The 22526-nt window shown below is 60.4% G+C and carries 19 protein-coding genes and 1 riboswitch; of the genes, 7 read left to right on the top strand and 12 right to left on the bottom strand.

Translation table 11 applies throughout. From position 1 onward, the window contains the following. Nucleotides 1-194 precede the first annotated feature (194 nt). Nucleotides 195-941, top strand: a complete 747-nt coding sequence (locus AB4N74_RS26480; protein WP_460097711.1) for an RsiV family protein — start codon at nt 195-197, stop codon at nt 939-941. Here AB4N74_RS26480 and cytX read toward each other — a convergent pair. Together cytX and thiC are read right to left on the bottom strand one after the other, a co-directional pair. Then, complete coding sequence (cytX, locus tag AB4N74_RS26475) at nt 910-2202, bottom strand: putative hydroxymethylpyrimidine transporter CytX (protein ID WP_116255778.1); 1293 nt, start codon at nt 2200-2202, stop codon at nt 910-912. The genes AB4N74_RS26480 and cytX overlap by 32 nt on opposite strands. A 140-nt stretch (nt 2203-2342) precedes the next feature. Then, complete coding sequence (thiC, locus tag AB4N74_RS26470; protein WP_099757824.1) at nt 2343-4235, bottom strand: phosphomethylpyrimidine synthase ThiC; 1893 nt, start codon at nt 4233-4235, stop codon at nt 2343-2345. A 146-nt stretch (nt 4236-4381) separates the two neighbouring features. Beyond that, a riboswitch (TPP riboswitch) is annotated at nt 4382-4487 on the bottom strand. A 206-nt stretch (nt 4488-4693) separates the two neighbouring features. Here thiC and AB4N74_RS26465 point away from each other — a divergent pair. Next, nucleotides 4694-6127: a TolC family outer membrane protein gene (locus tag AB4N74_RS26465; protein ID WP_093430148.1), complete on the top strand. Its 1434-nt coding sequence runs from the start codon at nt 4694-4696 to the stop codon at nt 6125-6127. A 91-nt stretch (nt 6128-6218) separates the two neighbouring features. Here the strand turns inward: AB4N74_RS26465 and waaA are convergent, their stop codons facing one another. Next, a complete protein-coding gene (waaA, locus tag AB4N74_RS26460) occupies nt 6219-7493 on the bottom strand; it encodes a lipid IV(A) 3-deoxy-D-manno-octulosonic acid transferase (RefSeq protein WP_460097708.1) in 1275 nt (424 codons plus the stop codon). A gap of 11 nt (nt 7494-7504) precedes the next feature. After that, nucleotides 7505-8401, bottom strand: a complete 897-nt coding sequence (locus AB4N74_RS26455; RefSeq protein ID WP_093430146.1) for a LysR family transcriptional regulator — start codon at nt 8399-8401, stop codon at nt 7505-7507. A 110-nt stretch (nt 8402-8511) separates the two neighbouring features. Here AB4N74_RS26455 and AB4N74_RS26450 point away from each other — a divergent pair, with 110 nt between their 5' ends. The 4 genes from AB4N74_RS26450 to AB4N74_RS26435 all read left to right on the top strand — a co-directional run bounded on the left by AB4N74_RS26450 (nt 8512) and on the right by AB4N74_RS26435 (nt 12023). Further along, nucleotides 8512-8844, top strand: a complete 333-nt coding sequence (locus AB4N74_RS26450) for a DMT family transporter (RefSeq protein WP_016985677.1) — start codon at nt 8512-8514, stop codon at nt 8842-8844. A gap of 200 nt (nt 8845-9044) precedes the next feature. Then, nucleotides 9045-10220 carry an NAD(P)/FAD-dependent oxidoreductase gene (locus AB4N74_RS26445; protein WP_460097706.1) on the top strand — a complete coding sequence of 392 codons (1176 nt, stop codon included), beginning with the start codon at nt 9045-9047 and terminating at the stop codon, nt 10218-10220. Further along, entirely contained in the window at nt 10217-11029 is an 813-nt protein-coding gene (locus AB4N74_RS26440) for an aldo/keto reductase (RefSeq protein WP_093430144.1), read from the top strand. Before AB4N74_RS26445 ends, AB4N74_RS26440 begins: the two co-directional genes overlap by 4 nt. A gap of 31 nt (nt 11030-11060) precedes the next feature. Beyond that, nucleotides 11061-12023 carry a metal ABC transporter ATPase gene (locus AB4N74_RS26435; protein WP_093430143.1) on the top strand — a complete coding sequence of 321 codons (963 nt, stop codon included), beginning with the start codon at nt 11061-11063 and terminating at the stop codon, nt 12021-12023. A 4-nt stretch (nt 12024-12027) separates the two neighbouring features. On the opposite strand, the gene AB4N74_RS26430 is transcribed toward AB4N74_RS26435, so the two are convergent. The 7 genes from AB4N74_RS26430 to msbA all read right to left on the bottom strand — a co-directional run bounded on the left by AB4N74_RS26430 (nt 12028) and on the right by msbA (nt 20286). After that, nucleotides 12028-12828, bottom strand: a complete 801-nt coding sequence (locus tag AB4N74_RS26430; protein ID WP_257356889.1) for a hypothetical protein — start codon at nt 12826-12828, stop codon at nt 12028-12030. Nucleotides 12829-12886: 58 nt separating this feature from the next. Beyond that, on the bottom strand, nt 12887-13573 hold the full coding sequence (locus tag AB4N74_RS26425; protein ID WP_099757818.1) for a hypothetical protein: 687 nt from the start codon (nt 13571-13573) through the stop codon (nt 12887-12889). Continuing rightward, a complete protein-coding gene (locus tag AB4N74_RS26420) occupies nt 13574-14548 on the bottom strand; it encodes a glycosyltransferase family protein (RefSeq protein WP_116255772.1) in 975 nt (324 codons plus the stop codon). It lies immediately after the preceding gene. A 130-nt stretch (nt 14549-14678) separates the two neighbouring features. Beyond that, complete coding sequence (hldE, locus tag AB4N74_RS26415; RefSeq protein WP_093430139.1) at nt 14679-16100, bottom strand: bifunctional D-glycero-beta-D-manno-heptose-7-phosphate kinase/D-glycero-beta-D-manno-heptose 1-phosphate adenylyltransferase HldE; 1422 nt, start codon at nt 16098-16100, stop codon at nt 14679-14681. A gap of 64 nt (nt 16101-16164) precedes the next feature. Next, entirely contained in the window at nt 16165-17565 is a 1401-nt protein-coding gene (locus AB4N74_RS26410) for a PIG-L deacetylase family protein (RefSeq protein ID WP_460097703.1), read from the bottom strand. A gap of 4 nt (nt 17566-17569) precedes the next feature. Further along, complete coding sequence (locus AB4N74_RS26405) at nt 17570-18466, bottom strand: antimicrobial resistance protein Mig-14 (protein ID WP_257356886.1); 897 nt, start codon at nt 18464-18466, stop codon at nt 17570-17572. Further along, nucleotides 18460-20286, bottom strand: a complete 1827-nt coding sequence (gene msbA / locus AB4N74_RS26400) for a lipid A export permease/ATP-binding protein MsbA (protein ID WP_093430136.1) — start codon at nt 20284-20286, stop codon at nt 18460-18462. The genes AB4N74_RS26405 and msbA overlap by 7 nt, the downstream gene beginning before the upstream one ends. Before the next feature lie 125 nt (nt 20287-20411). Between msbA and AB4N74_RS26395 the strand changes: the two genes are divergently transcribed. After that, nucleotides 20412-21065, top strand: a complete 654-nt coding sequence (locus AB4N74_RS26395; RefSeq protein WP_093430135.1) for a toluene tolerance protein — start codon at nt 20412-20414, stop codon at nt 21063-21065. A 3-nt stretch (nt 21066-21068) separates the two neighbouring features. Here the strand turns inward: AB4N74_RS26395 and AB4N74_RS26390 are convergent, their stop codons facing one another. Beyond that, a complete protein-coding gene (locus AB4N74_RS26390; RefSeq protein WP_427119982.1) occupies nt 21069-22508 on the bottom strand; it encodes a hypothetical protein in 1440 nt (479 codons plus the stop codon). Nucleotides 22509-22526 lie beyond the last annotated feature (18 nt).

Genomic DNA, 22526 nt, shown 5'->3' with positions numbered 1-22526 from the left:
TGCTGTTGGTGACTGGCAACCTCGACTTCGCGCCATCCTAACGCGCCCGAACGGTTTGATGCAGCCCCTTTACCGTCAGCGGGATGGACGGTGGAGGCGAAACCCACTCTAATTAGCTTAGTGGCGAACTGACTGCTTCTGCGAGAGTCGAAGCGGATATCTTTTTGCCTTCCCCTGCTTTCGAAAGGACGCCCATGTCGCTTTTCAAAATTGCCTCCGTGGCCGCCATCGCCCTGACCCTCGGCGCGTGCGCAAGCCTGTTCCAGCCCAACTACCGCACACCGCTGGAAACCACCCGCGATGCGTCGGAACAACTTAAGCCTGGATGTTCCAACCCTGATTGCCCGCTGGTGAACATCGACACCCTGCGCTTCCCGGCCGAACCTGCGCTGGACGGCATTATCGAAAAACGCCTGCTGCAAATGACCCGCACCGAGAAAAACGCCCCGGTGGCGCCAACCCTGGCGGCCTACCGCGAGCAGTTTCTGGCCAGCGCCGGCCCACGCAACAGCAGCTACCTGCAAGCGAAAGTACGTGAGCAGCATGACGGCTTGGTGATCATCGAACTATCGAGCTACCTCGACACCGGCGGTGCGCATGGCACACCGGGTCGCGGTTTCATCAACTATTCGCGCCAGCAGCATAAAGTACTGAACCTGTCCGACATGTTGATGCCGGGTCAGGAAGAGGCATTCTGGAAAGCGGCACAAGTCGCGCACAACAGCTGGTTGATCAGCACCAAGCTCGACCAGGAAGCGGACTTTGTGAAGAGCTGGCCGTTCGTGAAAACCCCGAACGTGGCGCTGACCTATGGCGGTGTGATCCTCAAGTACGACGTGAGCACCATTGCGCCTTACGCACTGGGCCACGTCGAACTGAAGATTCCTTACCCGCGTCTGAACGGCATTCTCAAGCCCGAGCTGTTTCCCGGCCGTAACTGAAGGCCCGGCCCAGCACTAGCTGCAACAGCCCTGCCAGCACCAGCGCCGGCAGGGTTGCGCCGACATCCGGATACAGATTCGCCAGCAAGTGGTAGGTGCTCACGCCGCCCAGCCACGCCAACAACGCCGGCCAGCGCAATGCGGCTGACGCGACCTGAACACTGCGCTTGCGCAGGATGAAGTGATCCACCAGCACCACGCCGAACAGCGGCGCAAACACCGAACCGATCAGCAGCAGGAAATTCTGGTACTGCGCCAAAGGCGCCAGCAGAGCGATCAGCGTGCAGATCACGCCGATCGCCAAGGCCAGATGTTCGACTTTCAGGCGCAACAGAATCCCGCTCGATACCGCTGCCGAATGAATGTCGGCGAAGGCGTTTTCCGACTCATCGAGCAGAATCAGCAGCAGCGGAATGCCCAGACCGGCGCCAGCCAGAGCCAGCAACAGCGCGTTGACTTCACCGCTTGGCGCAAAGGCCAGGGTGTAGGCGACGCCAAGGCTCATCAGCCAGAAGTTACCGATGAAGAAACCGACCGCAGTGCCACCAAACACATTCTTCGCGCGCTTGCCGAAACGCGAGTAATCGGCGATCAGCGGCAGCCACGACAGCGGCATCGCGATAGCAATGTCGAAGCCCACGGCGAACGGCATCGAACCGTCACCGGCACGCGACCAGAGATCGGCCAGATCGGCTTTGGCGAACAGGTTCCAGGTCAGCCAGAGGCACGCCGCCAGCAACAGCCAGATGCCCCACTTGCGCAGGATCTGCCGGACGAAAGTCAGCGGGCCGCTGACCGCGAGCAACGTCGCCAACGCACCGAAAAACAGTGTCCACAACAGCGGGCTCGACCACAACGAACCTTCGCTGAACGCCCGGGTGCCGAGCAGGCTGGCGGCGTCGCGCATGACGATGATTTCGAACGAGCCCCAACCGATCAGTTGCAGCAAATTCAGCAGCGCCGGCAGGCTCGCGCCCTTGCTGCCGAGGCTGAGTTTCAGCGCGGCCATCGCCGACAGGCCGGTGTCGCTGCCGATCACGCCGACGGCGGCCAGCAGCAAAACGCCAACCAGTGTACCGAGGAAAATCGCCAGCAGTGAACCGGACAAGCCCAGGCCAGGCGCGAGCAATGCGCCGGTTTGCAAAACCATCAGGCCGATGCCGAGGGAGAACCACAGGGAAAACAGATCGCGACCGCCGAATACTCGCTTGTCGGCGGGTACGGCGAGGTCGGGGGAATAGGTGCTGGGTTGAATGCTCAAGGGTGTTATCTCAGAGGGACATTTGTTGTTGTGTTGATCGCATTCGCGAGCAAGCTCGCTCCCACACTTGAATGCATTCCAAAGTAGGAGCGAGCCTGCTCGCGAAGGGGCCCTTGCAGGCCCACCCTTTTCAGGTCAGATCAAACCTTTTTGTACAGCTGACTGCCTTCCTTCTTGAACCGCTCGGCCTGTTCCGCCAGGCCTTTGGCGACGTCCACGTCGACCGCGTCGATCCGCTGGTTGGCCGCGTATTCGCGGACTTCCTGAGTGATCTTCATCGAGCAGAATTTCGGCCCGCACATCGAACAGAAGTGCGCGACCTTCGCCGAATCCTTCGGCAGGGTTTCATCGTGATACGAACGCGCAGTGTCCGGGTCCAGACCGAGGTTGAACTGGTCTTCCCAACGGAACTCAAAGCGCGCCTTGCTCAAGGCGTTGTCGCGAATCTGTGCACCCGGATGCCCTTTGGCCAAGTCCGCTGCGTGCGCGGCGATCTTGTAGGTGATGATCCCGGTCTTCACGTCATCCTTGTTCGGCAGGCCCAAATGTTCCTTCGGCGTCACGTAGCAGAGCATGGCGCAACCGAACCAGCCAATCATTGCCGCACCGATACCCGAGGTGATGTGGTCGTAGCCCGGCGCGATGTCGGTGGTCAGTGGGCCGAGGGTGTAGAACGGCGCCTCGTCGCAGCACTCCAGCTGCTTGTCCATGTTCTCCTTGATCAACTGCATCGGCACGTGGCCCGGGCCTTCGATCATGGTTTGCACGTCGTGCTTCCAGGCGATCTTGGTCAGTTCGCCGAGGGTTTCCAGTTCGCCGAATTGCGCGGCATCGTTGGCGTCGGCAATCGAACCCGGACGCAAGCCATCACCCAGCGAGAAGCTGACGTCATAGGCTTTCATGATTTCGCAGATTTCTTCGAAATGCGTGTAGGCGAAGTTTTCCTTGTGATGCGCCAGGCACCACTTGGCCATGATCGAACCACCACGGGAAACGATACCGGTCACGCGTTTGGCGGTCAGCGGCACGTAGCGCAGCAACACGCCGGCGTGAATGGTGAAGTAGTCGACGCCCTGCTCGGCCTGCTCGATCAGCGTGTCGCGGAACAGCTCCCAGGTCAGGTCTTCAGCCGCGCCACCGACTTTTTCCAGCGCCTGATAGATCGGCACCGTGCCGATCGGCACCGGCGAATTGCGGATGATCCACTCGCGGGTTTCATGAATGTGCTTACCGGTGGACAAGTCCATGATGTTGTCCGCGCCCCAGCGAATGCCCCAGGTCAGTTTCGCCACTTCTTCTTCGATGGACGAACCCAAGGCACTGTTGCCGATGTTGCCGTTGATCTTCACCAGGAAGTTACGGCCGATGATCATCGGTTCCAGTTCGGTGTGGTTGATGTTGGCCGGAATGATTGCGCGGCCACGGGCGATCTCTTCACGGACAAATTCCGGGGTGATGATTTTCGGCACGCTGGCGCCGAAGCTGTGACCCGGGTGTTGCTGGTCCAGCAGGCCGGCGGCGCGGGCCACTTCAAGTTTCATGTTTTCGCGGATGGCGACGAATTCCATCTCGGGCGTGATGATGCCCTGACGCGCGTAGTGCATTTGCGTGACGTTGGCCCCGGCCTTGGCGCGGCGCGGGTTGTTGACGTGGGCAAAGCGCAGTTTGGTCAATTCAGGATCGGCGAGGCGCTCGCGACCGAAGTTGGAACTCAGGCCGGCCAGACGCTCAGTGTCGCCACGGTCGTCGATCCACGCCGAACGCACATCGGCCAGGCCTTTGCGCACGTCGATCACCACGTTCGGATCGGTGTAGGGGCCCGAGGTATCGTAAACGGTCACCGGCGCGTTGATTTCGCCGCCGAAGTCGGTCGGGGTCACATCGAGGGTGATTTCACGCATCGGCACGCGGATGTCCGGGCGCGAGCCCTGAACGTAGACTTTTTGCGAACGGGTGAACGGTTTGACCGATTGCTCGTCGACCTTGGCCGAGTCACTCAGGTTGATCGCGTTTTTTGATTTTGTAGTCGTCATCACGGGCTCTCCAGACAGCATCCAGGCAGTGGATTGTCGGAGCAGAACCTGAAAGGCACGGACGCACCAGGACCGGTGCTGTGCCTCGTCGTCGAGCGTTCGATTGTCGAACAATTTCCCGGACGAAGCACAAGAGGACTCGCCGGGTGACGAGAAATCTTGTTCCCTACGCAGGCGCTAACCTGATCAGGTTCAACGGGATCCGAAATTATTCGATCTCAGCCTCATAGCAAGGCACCCCGACAAGAACCCGGCCAGTCTAGACACAACCGGCAAAGAACGCCAACACCGCAGCAAACACCATGATGAATGGCATAAATACAGGGGCTTGGCTGATTGTTGTGAGGCAAATGCGCAACTACACTCGCTTTGCCCCGCCACGCCTTGACGCTGTGGGGCCTGCGCCTTACCTTTGGCGCCCGGATTACTTCCATAATATTAATGCTAGGGATCGCCTCATGCTGCGCAAACTCTCACTGGCTCTTGCCGTGTCTTGTGCGTCCAACGCAATGGCCTGGGCAGCAGAAGCGCCCTTGTCGACCAAAACCGATCTGGTCAGCGTCTATCAGGAGGCGGTCGACAACAACGCCGACCTCGCCGCCGCCCGCGCGCAGTACGGCGCACAGAAAGAAGTGGTGCCACAGGCCCGCGCCGGTCTGCTGCCGAACCTGTCAGGCGGCGCTGAGGTGGCCAATGTGCGGACGTCGATCGATCAGCCCTCGGCCACTGCCAACCGCAGCGCTCACTCCTACCAGGCGACTCTGGCCCAGCCGTTGTTCCGCGCCGATCGCTGGTTCCAGTACCAGGCGGCCAAGGACGTCAACGAGCAAGCAGCGCTGCAACTGTCGGCGACCGAACAGAACCTGATCCTGCAATCGGCCGAAAGCTATTTCAACGTGCTGCGCAGCCAGGACAACCTCGCCTCGACCAAAGCTGAAGAGGCCGCGTTCAAGCGCCAGCTCGACCAGTCCAACGAACGCTTCGATGTCGGCCTGTCGGACAAGACCGACGTGCTGCAATCGCAAGCCAGCTACGACACCGCACGGGCCAACCGCATCGTTGCCCAGCGTCAGGTCGACGATGCCTTCGAAGCGCTGATCACCCTGACCAACCGCCAGTACAACTCGATTCAGGGCATCGTCCACACGCTGCCGATCCTGCCGCCAGCGCCGAACGACGCCAAGGCGTGGGTCGATACTGCGGCGAAACAGAACCTCAATCTGCTGGCGAGCAACTTCGCCGTCAGCTCCGCCGAGCAGACCCTCAAGCAGCGCAAGGCCGGCCACTTGCCGACCCTCGATGCCGTGGCCAAATACGAAAAGGGTGACAACGACGCCCTCGGCTTTTCCAACCCGAACGCTTTCGGTGTGCCGTACCGTGACAATGTCGAACAGAGCACGGTCGGCCTGCAATTGAACATCCCGATCTACAGCGGCGGACTGACCAGCTCGCAAGTGCGCCAGTCGTATGAGCAACTGAATCAGAGCGAACAACAGCGCGAATCCCTGCGCCGGCAGATCGTCGAGAACACCCGCAACCTGCACCGCGCGGTGAACACCGACGTCGAGCAGGTGCAGGCGCGTCGTCAGTCGATCATCTCCAACCAGAGCGCAGTGGAAGCCACGGAAATCGGTTATCAGGTCGGTACGCGCAACATCGTCGACGTGCTCGATGCGCAGCGCCAGCTGTACACCTCGGTGCGCAACTACAACAACACGCGTTATGACTACATCCTCGACAACCTGCGCTTGAAGCAGGCGGCGGGAACGTTGAACCCGGGGGATCTGGAAGATCTGCGGCGGTATCTGAAGGCTGACTACAACCCGGACAAGGACTTCCTGCCGCCGGATCTGGCCAAAGCGGCCGAGGCGCAGCTCAAGGCCCGGCCTTAAGCCTTAAAAACAAAAGATCGCAGCCTTCGGCAGCTCCTACAGGAAACGTATTCCAATGTAGGAGCAGCCGAAGGCTGCGATCTTTTTTGCTTTACTTGATCAGTCGGCCCAAACCATCCAGCAAACGCTGCAACGCGCCCTGATTGCGGCGCATCACCGCCAGCCCGGCGTCGGCCATACGCTGCGCATCACGCGGCAGCTCAAACAGGCGCTGCACTTCCACGGCCAGCCCTTCGGCATCATCGACCTCGGCCAACGCTCCGGCTTCGCGCAATTGCGCGGCGATGTCGAGGAAGTTGAACAGGTGCGGGCCGCTGATCACCGGTTTGGCCAAGGCTGCCGGCTCCAGCAGATTGTGCCCGCCGTTGGCTACCAGGCTGCCGCCGACAAACGCGCTGTCCGCCAAGGCATAGAGAAACAGCAACTCGCCCATGGTGTCGCCGAGCAGCACGCTCGTCTGCGCATCGACATTTGAGCCGGTCGAACGCCGCACCGTGGTAAAGCCTTCGCGCTGGCACAGTTCGAACACCGAGTTGAAACGTTCCGGGTGACGCGGCACCAGAATCAGCAACGCATCCGGGTGATTGGCCAGCAAGCGCCGATGAGCGTCAAGGATCACTTCGTCCTCGCCTTCATGGGTGCTGGCGGCAATCCACACCGGACGCTCCAGCGCCTGCCACTGGCCACGCAAGTCAGCTGCACGTTGCAGCAGTTGCGGATCGATGGTCAGGTCGAACTTGATCGAGCCGGTGACCTCAACGGTTTCCGGGCGCGCACCGAGATCGCGGAAGCGCTGGGCTTCGGCTTCGCTCTGCACGGCGAACAAACTCATTTCGGCGAGCATCGGCGCGGTCAGTTTGCCGAAGCGGCCATAGCCTTTGGCGGAACGCTCGGACAAGCGTCCATTGGCCAATGCCACGGCAATTCCGCGCTTGGCGCACTGATGAATGTGATTGGGCCACAGCTCGGTTTCCATGATCACCGCGAGCTTGGGCTGAACGCGATCAAGAAAACGCGCAGCCGCACACGGCAAGTCGTACGGCAGATAACAATGCTGGATGCGCGGCTCATTGGCGAACAGCGCCTGAATCCGCTCCGAACCGGTCGGGGTCATGCAGGTCACGGTGATCGGCAGTTGTGGATAACGTTGCAGCAAGGCGCGGATCATCGGCGCCGCAGCAATGCTTTCGCCCACCGACACCGCGTGCACCCAGATGCCGCCGGGCTGCAGCGTCGGCATGCCGTAGGAGAAACGTTCGCCAATCCGCCTGGCATACGCCGGCGCCTTGCGCGCACGCAGCCATAGCCGAATCGCCACCAATGGCAGCCCCAGGTAAAACAGCGCGGTGTAGAGAGTTCTATTCATGGCGGTGGAGTTTATCGACTTTTGTCGCCGATCGCCCGCAAGTGCACGGCAAAACGTTCCGCCAGCCAGCGCGCGGCCGGGCCGAGCGGCTCGTCGCGGCGCCAGACCAGTTCCACCACCAGTGCCGGCGGGGTCCATTCGCTGTCGAGTTCGACCATCAAGCCCTGATAGGCCGAGTACTGCACCACATGCCGGGGCAACCAGGCCCAGCCGAGGTCGCGCACCAGCCATTCGGACATCACGTAAAAACTGTCGGCGCGCCATACCTGCGGGCTGGCCGGCTCGTTGCCGGGATAGACACTGGTTTGCGTCGACATCAACAATTGCCGGTGCTGCGCCAGTTGCTGGCAGGTCACGTAAGACTGCTTCGCCAGCGGATGATTGATGCCGCAGACCGTGACCATTTCGACGCTGCCGAGCACCCGGCGCTCCAGCGCCTCGGGGATTTCATCGTGATAGAACAGCAGACCGAGGTCGGCACGACGCTCAACCAGCTTACGCGCGACTTCGCCTTGCGCGGCGCTGGTCAGTTGCACTTCAAGACTGGGAAACTGCTCGGCCAGTTCACCGAAACTTTCCACCAGTGCCTGATAGGGCATCGCCTCATCCTGCGCCACGCGCAGTTGTGCTTCCTGGCCGCGCAGCATCGCCATCGCCCGACCGTTTAGGCGCTCGCATTGACGCAGGACTTCACGTGCCTCTTCCAACAGCGCTTCGCCCGCCTCGGTGAGCGTTGGCTGACGGCCGCTGCTACGCTCGAACAGGCTGACGCCCAGGTCATCTTCGAGCATGGCAATCGCGCTGCTGATCGCCGACTGCGCTTTACGCTGCTGGCGCGCCACGGCGGAAAACGAGCGGTGTTCGGCGACGTCGACAAACACCCGCAGTTGATCCAGATTCCACTGCATGTTGATTCACCAACCCATCTCTGTAGCAGATAGGTAATGACTTTACCCCATCTGGCGAATCACTAGAATGCCGCCTCAGCAAGCAACGTTTCACATTGAGGATTTGAACCATGAACGCCTACGCCTACCTGGCCATTGCCATCTGCGCCGAAGTGATCGCCACCGTGTCGATGAAAGCGGTCAAAGGCTTCAGCACGCCACTGCCATTGGTGCTGGTCATCGTCGGCTACGCGATCGCGTTCTGGATGCTGACCCTGGTGGTGCGCACCGTTCCGGTTGGCGTGGCCTATGCGGTGTGGGCGGGCATGGGGATTGTGATGGTCAGCGTCGCGGCGCTGTTCATTTACGGACAGAAGCTGGATATCCCGGCGATGCTGGGGATGGCGTTGATCGTGCTGGGTGTCGTGGTGATCCAGCTGTTCTCGAAAACCGCCGGCCACTAAAATCCAACCACAATCCCTGTGGGAGCGAGCTTGCTCGCGAAAGCGGTTCGTCAGACGCATGATTGCTATCTGACACACCCTCTTCGCGAGCAAGCTCGCTCCCACATTTGGTTCTGCGTTCAACCTGTTGATCATCGACAAATCCGCCCCTTTCCCGAGTCTGTATACTGCGCCCTCGTCTTGAACACTGAGGTCGCTGCATGCCATCCGTTATTTCCACCGACGTTCTGATTGTCGGCGCTGGTGTCGCCGGCCTCTGGCTGAACGCGCGCCTGCGCCGCCAGGGTTTTTCGACCGTGCTGGTGGAAAGCGCCAGCCTCGGCGGCGGGCAGAGTGTGAAGTCCCAAGGCATTATCCACGGCGGCGCCAAGTACGCGTTGCACGGCGCGCTGACTGGCGCCTCGGAAGCAATCGCCGACATGCCGCGTCGTTGGCGTGAGGCGCTGGCCGGCAGTGGCGAACTGGATCTGTCCGGCGTACGCCTGCTGTCCGAGGCCCATTACCTGTGGTCGCCAGGCACCCTCGCCGGCAACCTCACCAGTTTCTTCGCCAGTAAAGCCGTGCGCGGCCGGGTCGATCAGGTCAAGGGCGAGCAACTGCCGCCGGCCCTGCAAGACAAACGCTTCAAGGGCAAGGTCTATCGCCTTGCCGAACTGGTGGTCGACGTACCGAGCCTGATCCAGCGCCTGGCCGATCTGGCCGGCGATGGCCTGCTCGCCGGGCAAACCATCGTGCCACTGCTGGAGGCCGGCGTGCTGGTCGGCCTGAAAGTCGATGGTCGCGAAATCCGCGCGCAACGCATTGTCCTCAGCGCCGGTGCCGGTACTGCCCAACTGCTCGAAGACCTCGGTTTGAGCCAGCCGGCCATGCAACGCCGCCCGCTGCACATGATCATCGCCAAAGGCCCAGGTCTGAAGCCGCTGTACGCCCACTGCCTGGGCGGCGGCACCAAACCGCGCATCACTGTGACCACGCATCCGGCCGCTGACGGCCAGTGGGTCTGGTACATGGGTGGCGACATCGCCGAAAGCGAAGGTGTGAACCGCGAGCCGGCCGAGCAGATTGCCACCGCGCAGAAAGAGATCGCCCAGTTGTTACCGTGGATCGACCTCAGCACTACGCAATGGGCGACCCTGCGGGTTGACCGTGCCGAGCCACTGCAAACCGGGCTGACGCGCCCGGACAACGCCTTCCTTGCCGAGCAAGGCCGCTTGCTGGTCGGCTGGCCGACCAAACTGGCGCTGGCGCCGGACTTCGCTGACCGGGTCATCGCCGCCCTGGAGCGCGACGGCATCCAGCCACAAGCCACCGAACCATTGCCCGCACTGCCAAAACCACCGCTGGGCGTTCCTGCCTGGGAGCAATTGCTGCCATGACCATTGCCACCCTGCACGATCTGCATCGTCCCTTGGGCAGCACCGGCCTGACGGTTTCGCCGCTGGGCCTGGGCACAGTCAAACTCGGCCGCGACCAAGGGGTGAAATACCCCAACGGATTTCAGATCCCCGGCGATGATGAAGCGCGGATGCTGCTGCGTCAGGCGCGCGATCTGGGCATCAACCTGATCGACACCGCCCCGGCCTACGGTCGCAGCGAAGAACGCCTTGGCCCGTTGCTACGCGGTCAACGTCAAGACTGGGTGATCGTCAGCAAGGTCGGCGAAGAGTTTGCCGATGGCCTCTCGCAACACGATTTCAGCGCAGCACACACACGGATGTCGGTGGAGCGCAGCCTGCAACGTCTTGAAACCGATTTTATCGACTTGGTGCTGGTGCATTCCGACGGCAACGACATGGCGATCCTCGAGCACGAAGAGGTCTACGCGACACTCGCCGCGCTCAAGGCCGAGGGCAAGATTCGCGGCTTCGGTTTTTCCGGCAAAACCGTCGAGGGCGGTTTGAAAGCGCTGGAGCAAGGCGACTGTGCGATGGTCACCTACAATCTGAACGAACAAAACGAGAAGGCTGTCATTGACTATGCTGCTGCCCACGGCAAAGCCATTCTGGTGAAAAAAGCCCTGGCCAGCGGTCACGTCTGTTTGAGTCCGGGCGTGGATCCGGTGCGCGCCAGCTTCGAATTGCTGTTCGCGCAACCTGGCGTGGCCAGTGCTATTGTCGGGACGATCAATCCGCTGCACCTCGCCCACAACGTTGCGACCGTTGCCCAGGTCCTACGTGGTCACTGACGCCGCTTCGCGGCCTTAAGCAGGAGCCGATATGCCGCGCACGCTCATCAGAAAGAACCCGAGCAACTTCAAGACCCTGCCGTTGTACGTCGAAGCCACCCCCGAAGGTCTGACCTACCAGAGCGTCGGCATGCCGCTGAACTTTGCGCAGACCTTGCAGCGGCGTAAACCGGTGAGCGTGGCTGACACCGAGCGCTTCTCGCTGGAACTGGCCAACCTCGGGGTTTCCGTGCGCCTGACCCTGCATTGGCAGAATCGCGACTACTGGGTGCTGGTGCGCCAGCGCCGTCAGGATCGTGGCGATGTCGTGCTCAAATTGATTTCCGGTTACGTGCCGGCGCATGAACTGAATATTCCGCTACACACGGCCATTCAGGAAATTGCCGAAGAGTGTTTGCTGGAAACACCGGAAGGCTGGCTCGGCGGACGTTTCAACGACACCTGGCTGCCGGCGCCCTACTCCGCTGCACTGCATTATCGCGAAGCGCTGCCGTTTCGCCTGACCCCGCTGTCCGGCTCAGCGCGACCGATACGTAGCGCCAATCTGCAATTGCTCGAACGCCCAAGGGCCTACGTGCATCTGCCGACCGCATCGCTGCAATTGATCTACGACTTGCGTCTGGATGTGCCCAAGGAAGCCAAGTCCCTGAGCCTGTTCCACGTCGACGAACGCCTGGAGGGTGATCAACTGGTGGCCCGACTCGACCGCAAACGGCCTGACCTGTACTTGATGCCCCTCAAGGACGGCGCGCCACTGGCAGAGTTGTACACGCTCAAGCGCGACAAACTGGTACCGGCGAGCACCCGGGGTCTTTATCTGGCCGAGAGTTTTGCCACACAAACCGGCTGGGTTGTGCGCGAAGAGCGGATTCGCTGGAAGGACTGGTTGGTGCAGCAGGGCCTGCAACCGGCGAAAGCCCCGCGTCAGGGACTCAAGCAACTGAGTATCAAGGCGCTGCGACTGGTCGGTCTGGGCAAGAAAACCGGTAAATAACGGTTTAGCGGCGACGGTCCCACCAGGTGCGCAACCCGGCGAAGAAATGAAAGTAGCGGTTTTCGCGCTTGCCCATGCCACGCTTGGGCGAGAACGATTCTTCGGCAAATGCACCGGTAATGCGCACCCGCGATGCCTGCGTCGGCAGCGTGCAGATTTTGGCATCGACCTGCTGCAGGGCATATTTAAGCAAGCGTTCGGAATGCAGCTTTCGGCCTGTTGCCTTGCAGAAATCGAAAATACATTCGATGCGCTTGCCGTACGCGACATACGTGTCGCGCCCGCACACGGCAAAACGGTCGTTCAAACCGCCCCACCATTGCCAGTCAGGAATATAAGCGTTGTGCTGGCGCACCTCAGGATGAGCGAAGATATAGCCAGGCAATGCGCTGTGAAAGAAATTGTCCGGGCGCACGAACACAACGAAATCCGGATTGAACGGCTCGATCATGCTGGTCACGGTATGCAATGAGTTGAGCTGAAAGATCAAATTGCGCAATGACGCAAAGTCATCTGCCCAGGTATCGCCCTGTGCTTTGACCTGTTCGAAATCCCAGCGCTCCAACACGCCCTCGGTCGAGGTGAGTGTGCCGGTCATCGATTCGAATGGCTGGTAGTTGTCCGCCTTCAGTTCGCCTTTCTCACCGGATCGCGAGTTCTGCACCTCATCAATCTTGTACAGATGGTAGAAGCACTTTACGTCGCTGCCTGCAGGCAACTGCGCCAGCACGTTTTGCTCGATGGAGGGGAAACAGATCGGCGAATTTCTCGGGATTCCGAAAAAAGCCACGGCAATTTTCAACACTCAACAGCACCTTTTGAAAGTAGTTCGGGCCTGCTGGCAACCGGACAGACGATGTCGCTTACTTCTGTCGAAACAGTTTTTGCCACCAGCGACGGGGTTGCAGCGGCACCACGATGATGTCCGACTTCTGCAGCCAGTCACGCTCATAGTCCCAGGCATGGCCGCCCCACAGTTTTCCTGCTTCGTTGGAAAAGCCCAGGGTCATGAGCTGATAGGTATAACCGGCATGAGCGCGCAACCAGTCAAACAGCACCAGCGTGTTGAAACCGGTAGAAGGCCCAACGTAGCGCTTGCCGCCCGGGCGGTCGACCGGGTAGTTCCACAGTGGCGGCAGTGGAATGCGATCCCAGTACATGGCCACGCGTGGCAGTGGACACATCGGTGCGGCGCAGCCCACCAGCATGCTGAAACAACGTTCGCTCGCCTGTTCGAACATCTGCTGTACCGGCGGCGCGTAAGGCAGACCAAAAAAATACGCGTCCGGCGCGTTGTAGCCATGCACAAAGACATTGACGCTCTGCTTGTTGAGCAGCGCCGCTTTGATGCAGGTATTGAAGCTGACGACGACGTCATCGACGCCAATGTTCAACGCCTGAAAGTCCGCCGCGGTAATGGCCGGGTTGTTGGCAATCAGCACCACCCGAGGCGCACGACTCAGACAGTCGAGAAGTTCTGTCGGTAACGCCCCCGGTACGGACTGATCACCACCGGGCAGCGCATCCAGCGCCATGTGTTCGTCCTTCATTCAGACCGGCACCTTCATCCCGTAACGCAGCTTCACCCAGAATCGCGTGAACGCCGAGGGCGGCTGCCATGGACGCATCTCACGCTGGATTTCCGTAGCCAGTGCCTGACCGACACGGGCAAAGGAATAACGGCTTTGCGCGAACTCCTGGCCATTGCGGGCGATGCGCTCTGCCAGTTCCGGGTCGCTCTGCAGCAGCTGGATCTTTTCCACCGCTTCATCTGCGCTGCGGTAGAACACGGTGTTGTGCATGTCTTCAAAGCCGAGCAGACGGTCTTCTTCGCCCTGACTCCAGGCCAGCAGCACACAACCGCAGGCCATGGCCTCATAGTTCTTGATCATGAACTCGTTCATGCCGATGTCGGCGCTGACGAAAATCCTGATGCGATTGAGCGTCTGCAGGTATTCCGCACCCGACTTGGTACGGGTCACCAGCATCCCGGTTCGCTGCGAGAGCGACTCGAGCATGGCTTTGCGCTCGGCATATTCGGTGCTTTTCAAGCTGCCAAGAAAACCGATGGGAATGTCCCGCTCGACGCCGGTGTTGTGCAGCATCTGCTCGTCATAACCTTTGGAGACAAACACCGTGTCGATGCCTTCAGCGAGCATCTTGCGCGCGACCACGGCACCGGACACCAGCGCCCGGCAACTCGGCAGACGACGGTAGAGCCGTGAATACGCGCCGCGGTATTTACTCGCTGGCATGTAGTTCTGGTAGGCGTCGTGTTCGAGGAAGACCAGCCCGGGGATGCATTTGAGCACCTGCAGTTGCGTGGCCAGGCGTTTGACCCGGGAGAAAATCACCACGCGATCGAAGGTCTGGTAATCGACCGAGGCCAGAAACGACCCCAGATTCAACTGCTGTTTTTTGCTCAAACGATAGATGAAACACTCATCACAGTTCTGCTGCACGATGTCGTAGAGCCGGTCGAGAATGACCCGCTGCTCGTCCATCACCAGGAGCATGACTTTCATAGGTTAATTGACCACGCGACGTAGGCAGGCAAGCGCATCGGATTCAAAGCAGCCTACATCAACGGAAACGGTAAAATCCCCAAGGCAAAATCCGTTCACACGCAGTACACAACGGTAAAAATTCATCTGATCAACGACTGCGGATCTTCTCGACAATCGCAGTTGTCGAGCTGTTTTCCACCAGTCCCAGCACCTTTACGGTACCGCCATAAGCAGTGACGATATCAGCGCCGACTACCTGATCGATGCCGTAATCGCCGCCCTTGACCAGCACGTCCGGTTTGACCTCGCGCAGCAGGTTCTCCGGGGTGCCTTCAGGGAAACTGATCACCCAGTCCACAGCGCCGAGGCCGGCGAGAACCGCCATGCGCCGGTCAACACTGTTGATCGGGCGGCCCGGGCCTTTGAGACGGCTGACCGAAGCATCATCGTTGACCGCGACAATCAGCCGGTCGCCCTGTGCCCGCGCCTGCTCCAGGTAGGTCACATGGCCGGCATGGAGGATGTCGAAGCAGCCGTTGGTGAAGACGATCTTCTCGTTGTGCGCACGGGCATCGGCCACGGCGAGCAGCAACTGCTCCAGCCCCAACACTCCGCGCTCGGAACCTTCTTCACGCTGAATGGCGCGACGCAGTTCCGGGGCGCTGATGGCGGCCGTACCGAGTTTGCCAACCACGATGCCGGCGGCCAGGTTGGCCAGCGCAACGGCGTGGGGCAGGTCTTCACCGGCGGCAATCGCTGCCGCCAGGGTGGAGATCACCGTGTCACCGGCACCGGTGACATCAAACACTTCACGGGCACGGGCCGGCAGGTGCAGCGCCGGCTGATCCGGACGCAACAGGGTCATGCCATGTTCGCCGCGCGTTACCAGCAGCGCACCGAGTTCGAGGTCGTGCATCAGGGCGGCGCCCTTGCTCACCAGCTCATGCTCATCGACGCAACCGCCGACGATGGCTTCGAATTCGCTGAGATTGGGGGTGATCAGGCTGGCGCCGCGATAAATCGAGAAGTCCTTGCCCTTTGGATCGGCCAGCACCGGAATGTTCTTCGCGCGAGCGGCCTGGATCAGCGCCTGATGGTTTTTCAGGGCGCCTTTGCCGTAATCGGAGAGCACCAGCACCTTGATGCCTTCGAGCAGGTCGTCGACCTGCGAACCAAGGGCCAGAGCGTCGGTGGCGAACGGTTCTTCAAAGTCGATACGCAGCAGTTGCTGGTGCCGGCTCATGACCCGCAGCTTGACGATGGTTGGCTGGTGCGCGATGCGCTGGAACAGAGCGCGTACGCCCGCGCCTTTGAGACTGTTGCTCAGGCTGTCGGCGGCTTCGTCATCGCCGGTCACACCGACCAGCGACGCCGGCGCACCCAGCGCGGCAATGTTCAAGGCAACGTTCGCGGCACCGCCCGGACGGTCTTCGATCTGCTCGACCTTAACGACCGGCACCGGCGCCTCAGGGGAAATCCGTGAGGTTCCGCCATGCCAGTAACGGTCGAGCATGACATCGCCGACTACCAAGACCGGGGCTTGATCGAAACGCGGCATGGACAACTTCATGGAGCAACCCACATACAAAATGAACAGGGGCGCGATATTAACACAGGGTAAAGCGCCGTCCGCCTCAATCTGAAAGGTCGCGCACCCAGAACAACTCGTGACGCCGGACCGCCTTGCGGAAAAACTCGTTACTGCCCGTTTCAGGCCAGCGACGGCCGGCCAGAGCCTGCTGGATCCAGCGGCGCAATTGCCGTTTGAACGCCTGTCGGCCCTGCAGATCGTGTTCCATGGCCAGCGCCATGGCTTTGTCCAGTTGCACGTCAGCCGACAGCAGCGGACTCCACAGGCGATCAGCCGGTAGCGGCTCGATGGCGGGAGGCAGCGGAACACCCGCACCGGCAGGCCCCATCGGCCAGCGATCATTGTCGTACAGGTGATTGGCGTACAGCAGCAGGGTCGCCGGTTTCCAGCTACTGCGTTCGATAGCCTCAAGCAGCGCTTGGGTCGACGCTACATGATCACTGTGGGGATCGAGTTCAGGATGCGGTGTAACGACCACTTCCGGGCGATAGTGCTCAAGCAGGGCCGTCAGATCACCCAGCAGGTTTTGCCAGGTCGACTGCCCGTCAACGTCGGCGGGCAGGATCAATGGGTTATGCCGGCGCACACTGCGAATATCGTTTTCCTGCGATTCCCGGGAGCCGAACGCCTGGGTCGGCGCTTCGGCCATCGACGGCAGTTGCAGGCAGTAATAGCCCAATTGCACACAACGCTCGGCAGGCACGCCCCCCCACAGCGGAATCACCAGGCTGTCCCAACTGCGCAAGCGGCCCTTCAATCGTGCTGCTGCGGATTGATCAAGGCCCAGGCGCTGAAAGTCTTCAGCCTCGATCTCACCCTGGGTCAGGGTGACGATGCTGACGCCTTCGCATCGACTGTACAGACCGAAGGCGGCGAGTTCTGCATCATCGGCATGGGGCGCGATGACCATGACCCGCTGGCGGCTGTAGTCCGGATTGGCCATTACCCACAACACGCCCGTCGCAGCAGGTACGCAATATCGGCCACGCAGCGTCAGAGCCCCTTGCGCCAGCGCATCGACCTGCCCCGACAGATTGAGGAAACGCCGCCCTCTGACGCCCCGCTCCAGATCCTGACGATCATCGCCCACCTCAACATAGGGATCGAGCCAGCGCCCCAGCCAGGTGGACTTCACTTCGAGTTCGAGTACCAATGTCTCGCCCTGCGCCAGCGGTTCGCTCAGGCCTACCACGCCGCCCTCAAGACTCACGGCCTGCCGCGCGGTTTGCGGCGGAAAGTCGTATTGATAGTCGTCGGTAGGCCGGTAGAACAAATGGTCGGCAAACCAGGCCTCGTGAGCGACCCAGGCCAGCACCAGCAACAACGGCACCAGCCACCACGCGATCAGCACGCCGATCAGCAACAGCGCCAGCACAAAGGCGATCAGGAACAGACGCTTGTTGCGCCGATGGGCCTTGAGAAGCTGTTGCTTGCGAGCGCTCATGAATTCAGACCTTGTAGACCGGCACCGTGTGGCACCAGCGATCCTTGTACTCTCGGTCGGCACGACCGAATGAGTAACGCAGTGGTTTGCCCAGCGCTTGCGCGTGCGCCCAGGCCTCTTGGGTATTGACGAAACTCAGCACACTGCCGGGGCTGAACTCGCGGCTCTGCGGGTCGACACCACCGTTGATGTATTCCAGCGAAACCCATTGCGGGGCCTCGATGCGATAGAGCACCTGAATGGCGACGGGCGCCGATTCGAGCATCACCACCGAACCGGTCATGAACTCGCGCAGCAAGGTAAAGACCTCAACCAGCCCGGCCTTGCCCGGCACCTCGAAGCCCCAGCGACGCTGGAATAAATCGCCGTAAGCGGCAGCCTGTTCCTGCGGCGTAAAGTCGGACATCGGCACCAGCGATCCGCCTGCCTCTTCCAGCAGGCGCTGTTCGCGACGCTGGTTGTAGCGGAACTTCTTCGAATATTCTTCCGGCAACCGGGCCAGCGCCAGGCCCTCAGGCTGTGGCTTCAGCGTGCTGATCTGCCCGGCATTGAGCTGGGACACATAAGCCACGCGCTGGCGCACCGGCACGATGACGTCTGGCGCGATCGGCAGAATGATTTCCGCATTGCCCATGTCCAGCAAGCCACGCTTGCCCTCGCGCTTGAGCACCTCCTTGGACAACGCAACATGCCGCCCCCAGCAAGGGATGGCGGCCAGCACATCACCGCCAACGACCCAGCCCAGGTAGCGCAACTCGATGCCAAGGAACGTTGACAAGCGCTCGACGACTTCGGGGTGTGTAGCAAAACTGCCGCCGAAACGTTGCCAGGCGCGGGCGTAGCTGTCCCGGTCGATTTCGGTCCAGCCACGCTCGCGAAAACTGCGAAACATCGTCAGCATACGTCGGTCGCGTGTGCCGGCTGAGGCTCGTCACCCTCTTCAAACTCTTTGGCGTGCAGACGGGCGTAATAGCCGTTCTGCTCGAGCAATTGTGCGTGAGAGCCGCGCTCGACGATGCGACCTTCGTCCATGACCAGAATCAGGTCGGCTTTCTCGATGGTGCTCAAACGGTGGGCGATCACCAGGGTCGTGCGGTTTTTCACCACATGATCCAGGGCAGCCTGGATATGCCGCTCCGACTCGGTATCGAGCGCGGAAGTGGCCTCGTCGAGAATCAGCAGCGGTGCATCCTTGAGCAACGCCCGGGCAATAGCGATGCGCTGACGCTGGCCGCCGGACAGCAGCACGCCGTTTTCGCCGACCATGGTTTCGTAGCCTTGCGGCATCTTGATGATGAACTCATCGGCATAGGCTTCGGTGGCCGCGCGCTTGACCTCATCGAACGGCGCACCGGCCAGATCACCGTAGGCGATGTTGTTGGTCACCGTATCGTTGAACAGCGTGACCTGCTGGGTCACCAGAGCAATCTGCCGACGCAGGCTGCGCAAGGTGAAGTCCTGCACCTGCACGCCATCGAGCAGGATCTGGCCCTGCGCATGATCATGCTGATAGAAGCGCGGAATCAGGCTGGCCAGGGTCGATTTACCACTGCCCGAGCGGCCGACCAAGGCAACCATTTGCCCCGGTTCGACGACGAAACTGATGTCATTGAGCACCGCTTTGTCGGTGTCAGGATAGTGGAAGCTCAGATTGCGCACTTCCAGACGGCCTTCGAGACGATCTTGCTCGACCGTGCCCTGATCCACTTCCGCCGGCTCATCCAGTTGCTCGAAAATACTTTCGGCACCGGCGACACCTTTCTGAATCGTCGAGCTGACCTCCGACAACTGACGGATCGGCTTGGGCAACAAGCCAGCCATGGTGATGTAGGCCACCAGATCACCCGGCGATGCATCGCCGCGAAGGTACAGGACGAGGAACATGACCACCGCCATGGCGCTGTAAGTCACCAGCTGCAGCATCGGCGTGTAAACGGCGCCGGTCTTGGTCATCGTCAACTGCTTGTCGGTGTTGCTCTGGCTGGCATCGCGAAAGCGATCCTTTTCGTACTGCTCGCCGCCAAAACTGCGCACGACGCGATAGCCGTGAATGGTCTCGGACGCGACGTGCGTGACGTTGCCCATCGAGACCTGGATCTTCTTGCTTTGCTTGCGGAATTTTTTGCTGGTGCTGTTCACCATCAAACCGATCAACGGCAGGATGGCGACCATCACCAGCGTGAGCTTCCAGTTCATCCACAACAGTGTGCAGAACAGGAAAATCACGGTCATGCCTTCACGGATGACGACTTTGATTGCATCCGTTGCCGCGCCGGTGACCATGGTCACGTTGAAGGTGATCCGGGAAATCAGGTGGCCGGAATTGTTCTTGTCGAAGAAGCGATTGGGCAACTCCAGCAATTTATTGAACAACACCACCCGCAGGTCATGCACCAGGCCCAGAGAAACCCGCGCCAGGAAGAAGTTGCCCAGGTAAGAACCCACGCCCTGCCACAACGCGATGAAGACGATCATCAGTGGCACGGTTTCGAGCAACTGCAGCTTGCCCAGATAAGGGTTGCCCGGGAACAGACTGGCTTCAGGATTGGCCAGACCGTCGACAAAGTACTTGAGGATGTAAGCGAGCATCGGCTGAGTCGATGCGAAAATCAGAAACCCGACGATGCTGAGAAGGAAAAGGCCGGCATAAGGCCGCACGTAAGCCAAAAGGCGGAAATAGATCGCCAGCGTGGACTGGGCTTTCGGTTCAGGACTGCTCATGGTGATCCGCGCAATTCAGTGAGGCGCCGATGATATCACACGCGTTTTTGCCCCGATAAACATGACTTCAAGCCAGCCTTCGACCAACTCGGTTAAGATACCCCGCTAATGATGGGGAGCCGGATATGCAATCGATTGATCACAGCACTTACGAGGCACTGCGCGCGGGTGCACACGTATTGGAAGCCGACGGTTCCGGCGACAAGGTGCTCAGATTGGCCGATGGACGCATGCTCAAGCTGTTCCGCCGCAAGCGGCTGCTCAGTTCGGCACTGTTCTACCCCTATGCACAACGCTTTGCCGACAATACCCGGGCCCTCGAACAACGCGGCATCCTCTGCCCCAAAGTCATCGCGGTCTACCGCATCCCGAGCATCGAACGTGACTGCGTGTATTACAGCCCGCTGGAAGGCAATACAGTGCGTCAGCTACAAGGCACTGACGAAGAGGCTGACACACTGAGATTCCAGCTGGGCGGGTACTTCGCCCTGCTGCACGAAAAAGGTGTGTACTTTCGATCACTGCACTTTGGCAACGTCGTGCAGACCCCCGACAAGCGTTTGGGCCTGATCGATATTGCCGACCTGCGCTGCCAGAAGCACGCGCTCAGTGACAGTAAACGCCTGCGTAACTTCGCGCATTTGCTGCGCTACAAGGAAGACCGCCAATGGCTGCTCGGCCAGGACGCCGGCGACACGTTTATCGAGGGCTATCGGCAGGCACTGCCGAGCAACCGGCAAGCGCCGCTGATCTCGCGCCTGCGCCCGCTGCTCGGTTAAGCCTTAGCGGCCGATGACCACTACAGTGGCACCTTTGCGATTGGCGAAATGCTCGATGATGCGCAGCTTGTGCGCCACCAGCCACTCATTCAGCCAAGGCTCGTCACCCTTGGCCTCGATGAGGAAATATTGATAGTCGCCAGCGTGCGCTGCCGACATCGCTTCCTCTGCGGTCAATACCGGTATCACATAGCCACGACCGGCGTAATAGCTGATCCGCCCATCCTCGAAATAGGTCTTCGCCCCTGGCTCGACATGGGCCGACAACCAGCGCCCGGCCTGGACGTAATGGGTTTTGCCGGCCCCGGTGGAGATGACGTTCGACAGCATCACTAGCAAACACAGAACCACCAGCCACCTGCCCCAACGCGGGAACTCGCGAACGAACGCCGCCAGACCCATCGCCAGCGCGGGCACAAACAACAGATTGAGAAAACTCAAGTAGCGCGTATTCATGAACTGTTGCTTGATGAAAAACAGCACCAGCACGACCAGATACAGCAACGCCGCCCAGGCGAAGGGTCGATAGTCGCGCCAGTAGACGCCTAGCACCCCCCAGTTACGCCGCAGAATGAAGGGAACGGCGAAAGGCCCCATCAACTTCACAAAACTGATGGTCATGGTCGCCAGGATGCCGAAGAAAATGATCCGCCCGGCTTCATCCTGGGAGTACTTGTTGATGAGCGAATTGGCAAACTGATCGCACAGCATCTGAAAGGACGCAAACACACTGTGCGGGGCAATCATGTCCAGATACAGCATCACTCGCGCCGACATGAGTACACCGGTTGCCGAAATGGCCAGCAGCCCCAAAACCGGCAGCAGCGAAAACTGGGCAAACTGCATCCGCCGGCCAGATGACCACAGGTTGGGCAACTGCCACAGAGCCAACGCCGGCACCAGCAACAAGGCCTCCAGCCGAAACAAGGCTGCTGCGACGATTGCCAGGTGGATGAATGCCGCGCGCAACCAGCCGCCACGGGCTTGCCAGTGCAGCGCGAGCCAAAGCGTCAGCGTGCAGAAGAACCAGAAACCGCACTCACGGATGATGTCGTTTCGAAAGGCATTCACCGCCGGCATGGCCAATACCACCAGGCACGCCCAACCGGTGACCTGCGCAGACCGCTGACGCACGCAGTCCACCATCAACGCGCTGGTGCCGGCAAAAAAGAGTGCACACCAAAGATAGGCACTCAGCTCCAGCGGCAAATGCAGGATGGAATGCGTAGCGGCCAGCAGAAAGGAAAACCAGGGCCAGTCGAAAGTAGCCCAAGCCACATTCGGCCCGTACTCGGTGACCTGTTGCGCAATATCGATGTACAGCGCGGCATCACGCCCCACTGTCGCAGTGCCCAGGACGGCTATCAGCGATAACAGCGCGCTGCCCACAAACGCCAGCCAGACCGGGTATTTATCGATGATTCTGGAGACTCGAGTTGCCACGCTACCGCCCGTATCTTT

The organism is Pseudomonas sp. H3_C08 (assembly GCF_054669455.1).
This window is presented reverse-complemented; position numbering and strand designations above follow the sequence as displayed.

Bases quoted from the DNA above. Each gene is read 5' to 3' on its own strand.
- AB4N74_RS26480 (WP_460097711.1), top strand. From the start codon at position 195: ATGTCGCTTTTCAAAATTGCCTCCGTGGCCGCCATCGCCCTGACCCTC.
- thiC (WP_099757824.1), bottom strand. From the start codon at position 4,235: ATGACGACTACAAAATCAAAAAACGCGATCAACCTGAGTGACTCGGCC.
- AB4N74_RS26465 (WP_093430148.1), top strand. From the start codon at position 4,694: ATGCTGCGCAAACTCTCACTGGCTCTTGCCGTGTCTTGTGCGTCCAAC.
- waaA (WP_460097708.1), bottom strand. From the start codon at position 7,493: ATGAATAGAACTCTCTACACCGCGCTGTTTTACCTGGGGCTGCCATTG.
- AB4N74_RS26455 (WP_093430146.1), bottom strand. From the start codon at position 8,401: ATGCAGTGGAATCTGGATCAACTGCGGGTGTTTGTCGACGTCGCCGAA.
- AB4N74_RS26450 (WP_016985677.1), top strand. From the start codon at position 8,512: ATGAACGCCTACGCCTACCTGGCCATTGCCATCTGCGCCGAAGTGATC.
- AB4N74_RS26445 (WP_460097706.1), top strand. From the start codon at position 9,045: ATGCCATCCGTTATTTCCACCGACGTTCTGATTGTCGGCGCTGGTGTC.
- AB4N74_RS26440 (WP_093430144.1), top strand. From the start codon at position 10,217: ATGACCATTGCCACCCTGCACGATCTGCATCGTCCCTTGGGCAGCACC.
- AB4N74_RS26435 (WP_093430143.1), top strand. From the start codon at position 11,061: ATGCCGCGCACGCTCATCAGAAAGAACCCGAGCAACTTCAAGACCCTG.
- AB4N74_RS26425 (WP_099757818.1), bottom strand. From the start codon at position 13,573: ATGAAGGACGAACACATGGCGCTGGATGCGCTGCCCGGTGGTGATCAG.
- AB4N74_RS26420 (WP_116255772.1), bottom strand. From the start codon at position 14,548: ATGAAAGTCATGCTCCTGGTGATGGACGAGCAGCGGGTCATTCTCGAC.
- hldE (WP_093430139.1), bottom strand. From the start codon at position 16,100: ATGAAGTTGTCCATGCCGCGTTTCGATCAAGCCCCGGTCTTGGTAGTC.
- AB4N74_RS26410 (WP_460097703.1), bottom strand. From the start codon at position 17,565: ATGAGCGCTCGCAAGCAACAGCTTCTCAAGGCCCATCGGCGCAACAAG.
- AB4N74_RS26405 (WP_257356886.1), bottom strand. From the start codon at position 18,466: ATGCTGACGATGTTTCGCAGTTTTCGCGAGCGTGGCTGGACCGAAATC.
- msbA (WP_093430136.1), bottom strand. From the start codon at position 20,286: ATGAGCAGTCCTGAACCGAAAGCCCAGTCCACGCTGGCGATCTATTTC.
- AB4N74_RS26395 (WP_093430135.1), top strand. From the start codon at position 20,412: ATGCAATCGATTGATCACAGCACTTACGAGGCACTGCGCGCGGGTGCA.